This is a genomic window from Woronichinia naegeliana WA131, from assembly GCA_025370055.1.
GTDB lineage: Bacteria > Cyanobacteriota > Cyanobacteriia > Cyanobacteriales > Microcystaceae > Woronichinia > Woronichinia naegeliana.
Genome location: CP073041.1, coordinates 2,555,598 through 2,568,731, shown reverse-complemented (window position 1 = coordinate 2,568,731; position 13,134 = coordinate 2,555,598). Strand labels below are relative to the sequence as shown.

Genomic DNA, 13,134 nt, shown 5'->3' with positions numbered 1-13,134 from the left:
GCACTGTGAAATGACAACTGCCGCCGTAGAAGAATATAAGATAATGCTATCAGTCGGAGATACGACCTTCTTAGATTATCGCAATATCAAGGAAAAAAGGGAAGGGTATGGGCCGACTGGAAAAGGAGGGAATGGATTAATACTGCATAGTGCTTTAGCAATTGAGCCAGAAAAAGGACAAGTATTAGGTTTATTATGGCAAAAACTGTGGAATAGGGAGGTAAAAGAAAAGCCCCCAACAGATGAAACGGCGAAGCAGAAAAAAGAAAGACAGAAAGAACAAAGAAAAGCAGCTCGTCAAAGACCATTTGAGGAAAAAGAATCCTACAAATGGGTAGAGGCTCTAAACACCTGTGAGAAACAGGTAGAAAGTTCAACGAGGGTAATTCATGTATTTGACAGAGAAGGAGATGTTTCAGAAGTCTTTGACTCAGTGCGTCAACTCAAGCATACAGGAGTGCTGGTCAGAGCGTCTCATAATCGTAGTTTAGACAAAAATAGTGAACGACTTTGGCAACATTTGGAATCAGAACCGATTCGTTTTCATCAAGAAATCGAGATTCCGAGTACAGGAAAAAGAAAAGCACGGAAGGTTAAGCTTGCCGTCCGATTTTGCTCAGTTAATCTACGAACTCCCTATCGTTTTGATAATCGTGACCCGTTGAATGTCTATGCTGTTTATGCGACAGAAATCGATTGTCCCGAAGGCGAAACTCCTTTATCTTGGATGCTTCTGACTACAGAAGTTGTTGAGACTATTGAGATGGCTGTCACTATTCTTCGTTGGTACACCTACCGATGGCGGGTTGAAGAATTTCATAAAGTCCTTAAGTCTGGTTGTCAGAGTGAGCGTTATCGACTTGCCTCTGATGGAATGAAAACTCTTTTGGGTTTTTTAAGTGTCATTGCTGTTGAACTTTTACACGTTACTTATCTTCATCGTACCCAGCCCGATGCTCTCGCGATTGAAATTCTTAATCCTCTTCAACTTCAGGTGTTAAAAGCAGCCGCCTCTCAAAAACTTCCCCCTATTTTGACTGTTGCTTGGGCTGTCGAGTCTGTTGCTTTTCTTGGTGGTTATCTTGAACATCGTCGTAAAACTCCTCTCGGTATCCAAGTCCTTTGGCGCGGTTGGTTGAAGTTGCATGACCTTTGCCAAGGCTGGCAGCTTGCAATCCGCACTTAACGGGAAAAGTCAGGTTGATAGTATTGGTAATCAGGGATACGCTGATAATGCTTCGTCAAATAGGCTTGAAAATTCTTTGCCCTCTTGCTTTTGACTCCATCAAACGCATCTATTGCCTTGTTCACAAAACCCCGCCACAGTAAATGCTCCACTGCTTCTAGCCGTTTGAGAGAGCCACCCACTTTGAACAGATTCTCCTTGAGATGATACCAATCCAACACCTCTCGTCGTATCAGCCACGATTGAGTGGCGAAACTCTCTACCGCATTCCAGATTCCGGGATGACCATCTCCCAAAAAGGTCACTATTGGGGACAAAGGTTGAACATTGCTCCAATTCTTTAAGCCCTCTGGGTCTTGGAAAAAGGCTTCACAGACATTGCCATGAAGACTCACCAGTTTATAATCTCGCCACTGTCCCCCTTCCTTCTCCTCGCCCCGCAGACAAATCTTTCCCCCATCTATACTGACCCCCGCACTCTCTGACTGAGCTTGAGCTAAGGGCAGTTCTGTCCGTTCTACCAAGCGATGTAAACTGCTATGTCCTACTTTTATCCCCATCAACTCCTCTATATCTTCTTCTGCTTGTTGGTAGGATGTTTTCGCACTGGCTCTTAGACAGCATTTCTCTAAACCTGGACTTAAGACGATTTTTGGCGACACCTTTAGTTTTCTGGCTTGTTTTTGGCTTATTTCCACTTCTCCGACTAGGGTTTTGATTTTTCGCTTGTTTCCAGACCGTTTTTTTCCCCCTTCTGAAAAAAAAACTCCCCCATTGTTGGCCCCACAATTTCTAACATCTGGGTTCTGACTTCTACTTCGATGCTTCCAAAGTCCTTCTGTTTCTCTGGTTCCGTATATTTGCGCAGGATACGGGCTGATTCGGTGAGATGCTGTTTTAACAGTGCTTTTTCTTCTGGGGGAATCGGTAACATACTTTTTTCGCTCATCAGTTTTTTTCCATTTTACCCCAGATTCTATGTACTACTTTATCCGGGATGTACCCAAAGTAAGTGAGTGAGGTCAAAGATGGCAAAAGGCTTCGGCGCAAGAGTTCTAACCCCACAACAAGAAAAAGAAGTCAAAATTATCAAAAGAAGCATACTGAAACATTTTCAGTGCCTAAAAGAACCGAGAACAGGGAGAAGGCAAGACCATAACTTAACAGCAATTGTCACCATAGGAATATTGGCAGTATTGTCAGGGGCAGATGGCTTCGTAGCAATTGAAGCCTATGGCAAAGCCAAACGAGAATGGCTAGAAATGTTTCTAGAGTTACCAAAGGGAATTCCCTCTCACGATACCTTTGGAAGAGTATTTGGAATGTTGGAAACAGAAGAACTAGAAAAAAGTTTTCTGAGCTGGATAAGCAGTCTAACGGAGAAAATGGACATAGAGCTGATACAGATAGATGGAAAAACGAAAAGAGGTTCTTATGATAGGGAAAAAGGACTAAATGCGTTACACAGCATAAGTGCGTGGAGTAGTGAGCGGGGACTGATGTTAGCGCAAAAGAAAGTAGATAGTAAATCTAATGAAATAAAAGCAGTCCCCTTGTTACTGAAGTTACTTAACATCAAGGGGGCAGTAGTAACCCTAGATGCAATGGGAACGCAGACAGAAATCGCAAAACAAATAAAGCAAGGTGAAGGTGACTATGTATTGGCTCTCAAAGGAAATCAGGGCAAACTTAATAAACAAGTTAGGGATTGGTTTAAACAAGCGGTCGCTCAGAACTGGCAAGGAATTGAATACAGTTATCATGAGAAGACAGAAAAAGGACATTACCGTTTAGAAACTCGTCAAGTCTGGACAGTGTCAATCAATCAGCTTTCCGCATTGCATCGCCAAAATCAGTGGGTCGGTTTAGCAACTGTTGTGATGGTTAAAAGTAAAACTCAATTCGGTCATAAAACAACAGAGACGTTTCGCTATTATATTAGCAGTCTTCCTACGGATGCCGAACGTCATAGCCATGTGATTCCAGGGCGAACGCATCTAAAAATGATACAGATACAAGAACATTATAGAGGGATGGATAAGGGAAAATAAGGGAAAGTGCATAGAAAACAAAAGCGATGAAACTCCGACCCAAATATAGACTGGTAGAACACTTTGCCGAAATAGATGACCCTCGCATCGAACGAACAAAACGGCATAAACTCATTGATATTCTAACGATTGCCATCTTAGCCGTCATTTGTGGAGCAGAAGGTTGGGTAGCCATGGAAAGTTTCGGCAAGGCTAAACATCAATGGCTAAAAAAAATTTTGGAATTGCCGAATGGCATCCCCTCCGACGATACGTTTGCGCGTGTATTTGCTAGTCTGAATCCAGAGCAATTTCAAGACTGTTTTCTGCATTGGGTCAAAAGTATAGCGGAGGTAAGTGAAGGAGAAGTGATAGCGATTGACGGCAAAACCCTTCGCCACTCCTATGACAATGCCAACGGAAAGGGCGCAATTCAGATGGTAAGTGCATGGGCAACAGCAAATCGTCTAGTACTAGGACAGTGCAAGGTGGAAAGCAAATCGAATGAAATCACGGCGATTCCTAAACTCCTGAAAATGCTAGAGGTCAAAGGTTGTATCGTAACGATTGATGCCATGGGAACTCAGACAAAGATTGCCCAACAGATAGTAGGGCGAGGGGGAGATTATGTTTTGGCATTGAAAGGCAATCAAGGTAATTTATGTGAGGATGTTGAACAATTATTTGCTCATGCTCAATCGGTTAATTTTGTGGGAATTAAGCATGATTTTCATCAAACAATAGACAAGGGACATGGACGGATTGAAATTCGCCGTTGCTGGACGATGGAACAAACAGAATTTTTGCTGGGTGCGGAGAAATGGGCAAAGTTGACGAGCATCTGTATGATTAAAGCGGAGAGACGATTGAAAGACAAAACAGAGTATGAGACTCGCTACTATATCAGTAGCCTGCCGAGTAATGCTCAAAAATTATCCCAATCTGTTCGTAGTCATTGGTTGATAGAAAACTCTTTACATTGGGTTCTAGACTTGGCCTTCAACGAGGATGCTTGTCGCATTCGTAAGGATTTTGCTCCTGAGAATTTAGCCGTCTTACGCCATATCGCTCTTAACTTGCTCACAAAGGAAAATACTCTGAAACTTGGTATCAAGAATAAACGGCTACGCGCTGGTTGGGACGAGGACTATCTCCTTAAGGTTTTACTCGGATAAGATGCGTTTGCCCTGCCTCCGCTAAGGTCATGCCTCGCTGTAAAAGTTGTCGAACAATCTCCAGCTTGCCTTCCAGTTTGACATCTTTATAAAATTGGGTTTGTTTCCAGTCTGTTAAATTAAACATATGCTCTAACTCCTGACGACTTTTTTGTGGAAATTTATAAATAATAATTTTCTCTACTAATTCTATAATATTAGCTTGGATAGCGACATCCCTAATGTCTTGACGCACTTGCTTAAGTAGAAACTGAACTTGTTGGGGAGCTTGGCTTTCTGGGACAGACACCAATCGGATAATACCTAAACCCAAGGAAGAAGAGGGCTGATCCAGTTGATCGAGATAAATCCTTTGTAGGTAGGGATCAAACATTTGATAGGCAAGGGGTAATTCACCGTCCAAGCTCTGCTTGCCCCAAAGTACAACTGCTTGCCATTGACGCACGGGTTGATGTTGATGGAGATATACTTCAAACGTTCATAATCTGAGATTTATCAAAGCGTTGAAATCGTAAGGTGAGCAAAGAATCAAGCTCCTCCTTATATTTTACGTTAGCATCTTCAAGACATCCTGAAATTGCTGCAGAAAACTGCGTAAAATCTTCATAATATTTTGCGTATAAACACTTCTTCTTCACAAACTTCCACAGTCTTTCAATTAAATTCAAGTTAGGAGAATAAGGAGGTAAGTACAGTAACTCTATTCCTAATGATTCTGCCAACTCCTGCACAATTCGGCATTTTTGATAACGAGCATTGTCTAATACCAACGTAATTGGTATTAATAGTCCTAATTCTGCTATCTTTTCTAGGAGTTCACAAACCTGAGTTCCCGTAATATAAGAACTGTTCGTTACCATAATTACTTCATGGGTAATTGCATTTAATGCTCCTAACACATTAAAACGTTTTCTCCCTGATGGTGACTTAATAAAAATCCTCTTGAAGCACCATATAAAATTTACAAATGCTCCCATTACAAAATGAGAGGCATCTACAAAGAAAACTGCCCTTTTTCCTGCTTTTGCCTCTTCTAGCCTTGGTTCTAGCTCTTTTTCTCTATAGCTATCCTGAGCTTCTACATCTGCTTTTGATGGAATTGTTCCCACCTTTAGACACCTCATTCCTATTGACTTTAAAAATTTTCTGACTTGCGTTGGACTTCTTTTTATTCCCGTTAATTCTTCTATTCTTTTTACTGCTTCATTTATTTTTGCTGGTGGATTTGACTCAAAATATGCCTCAATTTTCCCTTGATGCTCTGTTAACTCGCTTTTCGGGCGATTAAATTTTATTTCTTTTAGTTTTTCTATCCCGCCCTCTTGATAATCACGGATATAGCTTGTCACCGTATTTACTGAAACTCCTGCGAATTGAGCAATTTTTTGATGAGATAATCCCTGACTTTTTAACCATAAAACTTCCATCTTTAGCTGTACTCTAGGATGCGGGTGATTAAACCGACCGTAAGACAACAGTCTTTTGTCTTCTTCCGTAAATTCTAACTTAATCATTTCTCAGCCTCTTGACTACTTTTTCTATTTTTACTATATTATCTCTTATTTTTAAAATTCGCAACTTGTGACCGTGTTCAGTATAGAGGATAATTTCGGTAAAAAATCGCCAATAAAAATCGGGGTCTAATTGAAATTGAACTTCGACAAAATAGAGGGGATATTCAGGATAGTTTTCATCGGGTAAAAATACACCATCAAGCCGAAAAGAAAGTTCTTTAACTTCTATGGATTTAAATTGATAATTGTGGGCAAAGTTGGAATCTGAACCAATCAATTCAAAGAGAAGTTCAGGAAAGACTTGAAAGAGAGTATAGAAAATTTTATCGGTTTTCATTAGTTATTTTCCCCTACAGCATAACTAGCCAATTAATAAATCGCTTTAAGCATTTCTCCTACTTTAACTCGAAAATCAGAAAAGGAGAGCGGCGCAAAGCTACATTTCTTGTTGAGAATTTACCAAATAGGGGTTAAATCTAAAACAAAATCAACTAAAACGGATTCTCCCGATAAAGATATCGGCGATTCTAAGATTTCTGTGGCTTGCTGGGGTCGATAAATCTTAACTTGACGAGTTTTAGGAATGATTAACCATCCTAAACCTAAGCCATTATCCACATATTCCTGCATCTTCTCTTCAATCTCTTTAAGGTCATCGGATTCAGAAACTAATTCTACCACAAAATCAGGACACATAGGCAAAAACTTACGGCGTTGGGCAGGGGTTAAAGCATCCCACTTTTCCAGGGTAATCCAACTTAAATCCGGCGATCGCTTGGCTCCATTCGGTAACTGAAAACCCGTCGAAGAATCAAAAGCTTTGCCTAGCCCTTTTTCTCGATTCCATAACCAAAATTGGCCACCTAATTCAAAATTACGATTGCCTGTTTCACCGCCCGTTGGTGACATAATTAATAATTCCCCTGTTGCAGTTAATTCAAATTTACTGTCTCGATTGGCCGAGATCAGGTCTTCAAATTGATCATCACTTAATTTGAGATTTATAGGAAGATTAACGGTAAGAGTCGTCATTATCAATTTTCCTTAAATTAGTTTAAATAGCTTAAAAGAGCGATCGCAAAGCGGCACTGAGCGATCGCGGAATTCCTCTTTCTATAATGTAAAATAAAAACAAGTTTTTGGGTGAGTAGTTTCTTTGTGATTAGTTTCTTTACCAGAAATGTCCTAGTCCTAAGATGAAATAAGAAAATCGTAGCCATCATTAAATTGAGTAATTAATCTACAGTTTAAGCTTTTGAGTTCATCAATAATATCCGGAGTCTTAAAATCTTTAGAGTTTCGGTTTAAAAAACAAGCTTGATCTGGTTTATTATTTTGTAAATGCTTAAGCACTGAAACATAAACTAAGGCATCTTGTGGACTTAGATCATAATTTTCTTCGGCAGATACGGCTTTAAGTAAAATATTAGCATTGAGTGGAATGATTTCTGCAATCTTCAAAATATATTCTCTATATTTAACAAATTTTTCGCTTGCATCTTGACTACTTTGAACAATTAAACTTTTAATATTTTCTATGCTGTATAGGCGGTTTTTATAGGATTTAGTGCGCGAAAGTTCTCGCAATTCTTGATCAAGTGACTGTTGCAATTTTCGACGCTCCTTTGCTTGTCGAATTAATTTTTTATGGGGTTCTGCTAGACTATAAGCGGGAATGATAAGGTTAGCTTTTTGGGCTTCACAAAATCCTAAAATCTTCTCACAAATAGCACATTGTTCTTGTTCAAAAATAAGTTCTAAAATAAAATTGGTTTCAACGTAAATATTCATTCAGTTGCTCCATACTTTAAATTTTCTCCTGATATCGCCATATATAATTCTGAGTCAATTAACCAACGCTGAGATTCATTGAATTCTTCAGGTAACTTTTCAGTGTTAATCAGATCAGAAAGCCAAGACGCAACCAATAATTCAAAACTGTCCCCTCGAATTTTTTCAGGTATTATCCCTGCTCTTTCAAAATAGGGCTTTAGGACAGGAATAGCATCAATAATATAGGTAGGTTCGGTTTGACTTGAATAAACTTCAGGTTCAGTCCATAGGTAAAAACGATCTGGAAAAGCCATTAAAAAGAAAGGAATTCTTTGTACAGGACTATCCATTAAGATATTATGGCGAAATTTCACAGCCCAATCCGAGCAGGTATTCATTTTAGTTTTGAGTTGAACTCCAAGAATCAGTTCTCCTTGATAGTTATTAATCAATAAATCCCAACCTAGATATTTATACCGAGACTGAGATCCAATAATTTTTTCTGAAACATCTGAAATCTGATTTTGCAATGAATTTTCAATTAAATAAGATTTATCAATAGATTGTTCTATTCTTAATATAATAAGGCTGCTATAAGCTCTGAGTTGGGTTGCTAATTTTGAAAGTTCTAATTCCTCTCCAAGATATTCAGTTATACTACGAGCTGTAGAAACTAATATTTTCTTAGCACGAAGATAAATTTGCTTAAGTTCAGCCATAGAAAAATATGTAAAAAATACATCTATACTTTCTGAAACAAACAGAAAACCTGATGCTATTCTTTCAAGATCTTCTCGCTCATTTCCCGTTCTTCTTTCATTAATCAAAGAAAGTTCAAGAAACATCTTGTAATGGGCAATAAAGAAATTTGTTAAATCACTAATCGATTTAATAAATCAATTGCTTCAGGACGACCTTTATAATGTTGCCATTGATTTAATCAAAGAGTATCTAATTGAATAAAAATTTCATATTTTTCCCGATATGTTTTTGAATTATCTTGGGTTTGTTTCAGTAAAATTTCCGTTTCTTTTATCAGATTTTCAGCTAAGGTTTGTTCAGAAATTTCAAGAATTTCATTGAAGTGTTGTTTTAAATACTCAATATTTTCTAGATAGATTTTTTGATCGGAAATATTGTTAAATTCTTGTATTTGGATAGTTTGCATACCAAGAACTCCTTAATCAGATATAATCCAATATACAGCAAATTGCGTTGTAATGACGGACAAATTTTTGCAGGAACAAATACATTAGTTGCCCTAAGCACATGTGTCACCACTTGCACTCGGCTTCAGAACGTAGCATGAGACTTTCACCTCACTACGCTCCTGACTTCTAATCCCTTTCGGTTTGCCAGATGGTTTACCGTTGAACTTTGTTTTCCCTACAGGTTTCTTCCTTCATATCAATCCTTGTTTTCTTGTCATGGCAATCCAGATGGAGTAGCTGGAGATTATTATAATAATCCTTGCCGCCTTTATAAGTGGGGACAATGTGGTCTATCTCCCATTTGTCGTCAATCCTGAATGGATTGTGACAGTATGGACACACTCCTTTTTGTCTGCTCATTAGTTTCAGTACTCTTGGGCGTATGGTTGGATGGTGTTTCACCCTGTTTGCCCAATATGCCTCGTTTCCATCATAGATACTTGCGTGACCTTTTACCCTTATGTGCCTTTCGATTTTGGTGTCCGAATGAGCGTGTAGGGTGGTATTGTTGTCAGAAAATTCCCATTTTCTGTCCTTATTAGTATCCATTGTGTGGAAATACTTATTATCCACCCATCCTCTTGGTTTTTGAGGATGTCTTCTTCTAGCCCATTTTCTGAGTTTCCAGAATAGTAGATGGTCTAATTTCCCAAATGTTTCTTTGGAATTGGCGAATCGGTAATAGTTCGCCCATCCTTTGATGATTGGGTTTAGTCTTTTGATAAGGACTTCTTGTGGGGCTGACTTGCAATGGTCGATGATCTCCGCTAGTCTTCCATAGTGTTCCTTGATTGCCTTACGAGAAGGTTTGATGAGCGTTGTGTATCCTGTTGGCTTGCCATTGGATAGCTTGTTGCTTCTGTATAATCCAGTTTTGTATTGCTTGAAGTTGAATCCGAGAAAGTCGAATCCTTCTCTGCTGCTTTTGATACTGGTTTTGTCTTCTCTGAGTGTAAGACCAATGGGGGTCAGAAATTTCTGGATAACCTCTTGACATTCTTCTATGATGTCCTTGTCTTCGTGTATTACCACGAAATCATCAGCGTATCTTACTACTGTTAGTGTAGCTTTGGTTTGTTGCTGACTTAGACTGTGCATAGAGTTTGTGCAGATGTTGTAATATTTCTTCCTGTATTTCTTTTCGCTCCATAGCCATTCCTTGAGGTCTGTTTCCAGTCCGTGTAAGGCTATGTTTGCTAACAGGGGTGATATTATTCCACCTTGCGGTGTGCCTTTGGATGTAGGGGAGAATCCTTTATTGTCCTTTATCCCATAAAAATCTATTGCTCCAGATTTTAGCCATGCTTTTATCTGTCTTCTGATTTTTGGGGTGGCGTTCACCTTGTCAAGTAAGTACTGATGGTCGATGTTGTCGAAACATCCACTAATGTCGGCATCTAGCACCCATTTTTCTTCACTTTTGGATAGTGCGCTAAACACCATGCCACAAGCGTCGTGGGTACTTTTTGCTGGTCTAAAGCCGAAGCTGTTTGGCTCGAATTTAGATTCCCATTCAGGCTCTAGTGGTCTGTCAATTTTCTATTTGTGGATAAAGACGCTTGAGACGGATACGAGCCTCAGCCGTCGTGAATTGCCAATCTACCGACTTTTGGGAATGATTGCGCTGAGTGTACCAAGCCGTTGTTTCTTGCTCTAAAGTTTCCCGATCTGGAATTCGACGAGCTAGGCATTGCCAAGTCATTGCGGACAGCTCGTTTTCAGCAATATTAAGCCAACTGCCATGTTTTGGGGTATGGTGAATTTCCAACCGTTCGACTAGACGACGAGCCGTGGAAGGCTCAAATGCTTCATATAGTGAGGCAAGTTTGTGAGTATTTAGCTGATCACATACTAAAATGACTTTGTCGTTATCAGCATAGTCGTTATCGAGTAAATTCTTAATTTCTGTTGCCCAGTCAACCGATGTTCTACGTTCACTGACAACTGTCTTTCGCCACCCAGACAAGGGTTCTGTAAACATAAAGATATTGGCTGTTCCATTGCGTTCATATTCGTAATCATGCGCCTCTGGCTGTCCAGGTTTGGCTGGTAGAGGAAGGCGGGTTTCTTTGACCAATTGTATAGGTTGCTCATCCATGCAAATCACTGGACAATTGGGGTCATAGGGTCGGTGATAAATTTCTAGAACATCTTCCATGTTAGACACAAATTCGGCACTCTTTTCTGGTGGAATCACGTACATCTGTCGCAGATGAGGTTTTAGTTCGTTTTTTTTAACACTTGACGCACGGTTTCGTGACTAATTGCTGGCACAATTTCTAACTCGACCGCCTTGTCGGCTAGTAACCTCAATGTCCAACGGGCTTGACCAGCAGGCGGTTCTCCACAACGTAAGGCGATTAGTTTTGCTTCTACCTCTCCATCAATAATCGGTTGACGAGGCGGCGTTTTGCGGGGCTTGCGGCTTAATGCTGACTCCACACCTTCATTGACCAATCGCTCCCTGAGATTGGCGACTGTGTTACGGTGACAACTAAAGGCGGCGGCAGCTTCCTCATCCGTCCATCCTTGTCCATTCACATCAATGTTTAACAGAATATTGGCGTGCTTAATTTTGTAAGCCGCTCCTTTGCCGATGGATACCAAATCTTTTAGGGTCTGACGTTCTTCTTGACTTAATCGGACAATATAGGTCTTGAGCATGGTTACTTATTACGATATCTGTTGAGGTAATGAATAGCCTCTCCATTTTCCCTCAAATTCACAATCTTTAGCTTGACAGACCACTAGTGCCATTTTTACAAGTGCTTGCCTTGCTCTCTCCTCTATTGTGGGTATTCCTAGAGGTCGTTTTTCGTCCTTGTTTGGCTTAGGTATCCAAACCCTTTTAACTGGTTTTGACTTACTTTTTAATTTGAGTTCGTTGACCAGTTTTAGGCGTTGGCTCGGAGTTAGTTGTTTTATTCCATCTACTCCTGCCGTTTTCTTCCCTCTATTCTCTTGTGTTACCTTTTTGACGGCGAGAGCTTTGGCTGACCAAGAATTGAGCAGGGTTTTTTGTAGAGATTTAGCTGTTCTGTGGTTTCCTTCTTGAGTGGCTTTGTAAATACGTTTCTGTAGTTTGTATACCTTCCTTTCCACCTTGCGCCAGTTGATTTCTGACCAATGTGTAGATTCAGGGTACTTTACTTTCCTCTTAGTACTACTACTAATGGCATTAGTCATTTCTACTTACTCCAATAATTTACTCTTTAGAAGCCTCTCCACGTCAGCTTATCTTTCTCGTTACAAGAAAGCCTTTGCTTCTTGGAGAATCCCTCCCTTTAACGTCTTGCGCGGACTAACTACTTAGAAAATCGACCTTTCTAAGAGACGTTAGAGGGTTATCCCGTTCCCAATCGACCTTATATGATATTTAGGTTCTGCCCTTAAGTCGGATTCTATTTGGGTATGTTTAATTAGACAACGACGCAGTCTAATCCTAGAATCATGCCTTTTGGCTTGGCGTATCATCTGTTATGTTTTCGCCATTGCAACTTACGACTCGGAAGCAGTTCACTTTCGTTAACCATGTATCATTCCCTGCCATTTCTCGGTCTAACAGCTAACCGATTCTGGCTTTTCTCCTAGCTTCAGACCCTTGGGTGGTCATCCTTTTGCGCCTGTAGGAGTGGAGTCACACTGTATACCTCAGTGGGCTGGGCTCCTTAGTTCCCCTGACCTGTTTTGTTGCCTGTGAGGCTTAGGTCTTGGTTTCTAATCCACCAGCAGGTTGATTGAGTTGTCAAGGTTCGGTTATTTCTACCTAAATTACTCGGTAGTTTGTGAACCTTGCTGGCTGTTCCCCTGTTTCAGATTGCGTTTAAACGCTTTCTGTGTATGGGTTTAAGCCAAACGGGTCGCACCATCCTTGATCTGTACAGGATCTGTTAGTACCATGCAATACAATACCATTGGCTAATTAATGAGTCGGTCTAAGCATTTCTCCTACTTTGACTTGAAAATTAGGAAAGGAGAGCGGCGCAATACTATGCTGTTCCGATAAGATTGGTTCCTGTGGATAACCCTTCTCTGTCGGTTGTCGATAAACATAAAGTTGCCGTTTGATTAGATCTCATACCCAATAATCTGGGATTTTTGCCTCGGCATAAACTTGTTTTTTGAGGGTTAAATCAGTTTTTAAAGTGCTATCAGCAATTTCGATAATCAAATAAACATCTTCTGCTCCGGGGTGGCGAGAAGAAACTAAGTTTATGAAAAATTCTCTATTTTTACTGAACCTCC

Annotated in this window: 15 protein-coding genes; 3 read left to right on the top strand and 12 right to left on the bottom strand. The window is 40.1% G+C overall.

The window, feature by feature from the left end; all coding sequences use genetic code 11:
• Nucleotides 1-10 precede the first annotated feature (10 nt).
• A complete protein-coding gene (locus tag KA717_13185) occupies nucleotides 11-1,186 on the top strand; it encodes an IS4 family transposase (protein ID UXE63487.1) in 1,176 nt (391 codons plus the stop codon).
• Here KA717_13185 and KA717_13180 read toward each other — a convergent pair.
• Both KA717_13180 and KA717_13175 read right to left on the bottom strand, forming a co-directional pair.
• Complete coding sequence (locus KA717_13180) at nucleotides 1,183-1,884, bottom strand: hypothetical protein (GenBank protein UXE63486.1); 702 nt, start codon at nucleotides 1,882-1,884, stop codon at nucleotides 1,183-1,185. The genes KA717_13185 and KA717_13180 overlap by 4 nt on opposite strands.
• A gap of 8 nt (nucleotides 1,885-1,892) precedes the next feature.
• Nucleotides 1,893-2,135 (bottom strand): hypothetical protein, encoded by a 243-nt coding sequence (locus KA717_13175; GenBank protein ID UXE63485.1) that lies wholly within the window; start codon nucleotides 2,133-2,135, stop codon nucleotides 1,893-1,895.
• Between the two features lie 79 nt (nucleotides 2,136-2,214).
• Here KA717_13175 and KA717_13170 point away from each other — a divergent pair, with 79 nt between their 5' ends.
• Entirely contained in the window at nucleotides 2,215-3,237 is a 1,023-nt protein-coding gene (locus KA717_13170) for an ISAs1 family transposase (protein UXE63484.1), read from the top strand.
• A 26-nt stretch (nucleotides 3,238-3,263) separates the two neighbouring features.
• A complete protein-coding gene (locus KA717_13165; GenBank protein UXE63483.1) occupies nucleotides 3,264-4,391 on the top strand; it encodes an ISAs1 family transposase in 1,128 nt (375 codons plus the stop codon).
• On the opposite strand, the gene KA717_13160 is transcribed toward KA717_13165, so the two are convergent.
• From KA717_13160 to KA717_13115, 10 genes are all read right to left on the bottom strand, one after another.
• Nucleotides 4,372-4,836 (bottom strand): Rpn family recombination-promoting nuclease/putative transposase, encoded by a 465-nt coding sequence (locus KA717_13160; GenBank protein ID UXE63482.1) that lies wholly within the window; start codon nucleotides 4,834-4,836, stop codon nucleotides 4,372-4,374. The genes KA717_13165 and KA717_13160 overlap by 20 nt on opposite strands.
• A 25-nt stretch (nucleotides 4,837-4,861) precedes the next feature.
• Nucleotides 4,862-5,905, bottom strand: a complete 1,044-nt coding sequence (locus KA717_13155; protein ID UXE63481.1) for an IS630 family transposase — start codon at nucleotides 5,903-5,905, stop codon at nucleotides 4,862-4,864.
• Nucleotides 5,898-6,242: an Rpn family recombination-promoting nuclease/putative transposase gene (locus KA717_13150; protein UXE63480.1), complete on the bottom strand. Its 345-nt coding sequence runs from the start codon at nucleotides 6,240-6,242 to the stop codon at nucleotides 5,898-5,900. Before KA717_13150 ends, KA717_13155 begins: the two co-directional genes overlap by 8 nt.
• Before the next feature lie 119 nt (nucleotides 6,243-6,361).
• Nucleotides 6,362-6,937, bottom strand: a complete 576-nt coding sequence (locus KA717_13145; GenBank protein UXE63479.1) for a Uma2 family endonuclease — start codon at nucleotides 6,935-6,937, stop codon at nucleotides 6,362-6,364.
• 159 nt (nucleotides 6,938-7,096) lie between these two features.
• Nucleotides 7,097-7,696, bottom strand: a complete 600-nt coding sequence (locus KA717_13140; protein UXE63478.1) for a PIN domain-containing protein — start codon at nucleotides 7,694-7,696, stop codon at nucleotides 7,097-7,099.
• A complete protein-coding gene (locus KA717_13135) occupies nucleotides 7,693-8,505 on the bottom strand; it encodes a hypothetical protein (GenBank protein UXE63477.1) in 813 nt (270 codons plus the stop codon). Before KA717_13135 ends, KA717_13140 begins: the two co-directional genes overlap by 4 nt.
• 113 nt (nucleotides 8,506-8,618) lie before the next feature.
• A complete protein-coding gene (locus tag KA717_13130) occupies nucleotides 8,619-8,846 on the bottom strand; it encodes a hypothetical protein (protein ID UXE63476.1) in 228 nt (75 codons plus the stop codon).
• Between the two features lie 196 nt (nucleotides 8,847-9,042).
• A complete protein-coding gene (locus KA717_13125) occupies nucleotides 9,043-10,425 on the bottom strand; it encodes an HNH endonuclease (GenBank protein UXE64649.1) in 1,383 nt (460 codons plus the stop codon).
• Nucleotides 10,421-11,553 (bottom strand): IS630 family transposase gene (locus tag KA717_13120; GenBank protein ID UXE63475.1). Its coding sequence is split into 2 segments (ribosomal slippage): nucleotides 10,421-11,133 and nucleotides 11,133-11,553, totalling 1,134 coding nucleotides; the frame shifts between segments, so codons are not numbered across the junction. Before KA717_13120 ends, KA717_13125 begins: the two co-directional genes overlap by 5 nt.
• A gap of 9 nt (nucleotides 11,554-11,562) precedes the next feature.
• Entirely contained in the window at nucleotides 11,563-12,075 is a 513-nt protein-coding gene (locus tag KA717_13115) for a reverse transcriptase N-terminal domain-containing protein (GenBank protein UXE63474.1), read from the bottom strand.
• Nucleotides 12,076-13,134: the final 1,059 nt, after the last annotated feature.

Bases quoted from the DNA above. Each gene is read 5' to 3' on its own strand.
- KA717_13175 (UXE63485.1), bottom strand. From the start codon at position 2,135: ATGAGCGAAAAAAGTATGTTACCGATTCCCCCAGAAGAAAAAGCACTG.
- KA717_13185 (UXE63487.1), top strand. From the start codon at position 11: ATGACAACTGCCGCCGTAGAAGAATATAAGATAATGCTATCAGTCGGA.
- KA717_13155 (UXE63481.1), bottom strand. From the start codon at position 5,905: ATGATTAAGTTAGAATTTACGGAAGAAGACAAAAGACTGTTGTCTTAC.
- KA717_13150 (UXE63480.1), bottom strand. From the start codon at position 6,242: ATGAAAACCGATAAAATTTTCTATACTCTCTTTCAAGTCTTTCCTGAA.
- KA717_13145 (UXE63479.1), bottom strand. From the start codon at position 6,937: ATGACGACTCTTACCGTTAATCTTCCTATAAATCTCAAATTAAGTGAT.
- KA717_13140 (UXE63478.1), bottom strand. From the start codon at position 7,696: ATGAATATTTACGTTGAAACCAATTTTATTTTAGAACTTATTTTTGAA.
- KA717_13165 (UXE63483.1), top strand. From the start codon at position 3,264: ATGAAACTCCGACCCAAATATAGACTGGTAGAACACTTTGCCGAAATA.
- KA717_13130 (UXE63476.1), bottom strand. From the start codon at position 8,846: ATGCAAACTATCCAAATACAAGAATTTAACAATATTTCCGATCAAAAA.
- KA717_13115 (UXE63474.1), bottom strand. From the start codon at position 12,075: ATGACTAATGCCATTAGTAGTAGTACTAAGAGGAAAGTAAAGTACCCT.
- KA717_13170 (UXE63484.1), top strand. From the start codon at position 2,215: ATGGCAAAAGGCTTCGGCGCAAGAGTTCTAACCCCACAACAAGAAAAA.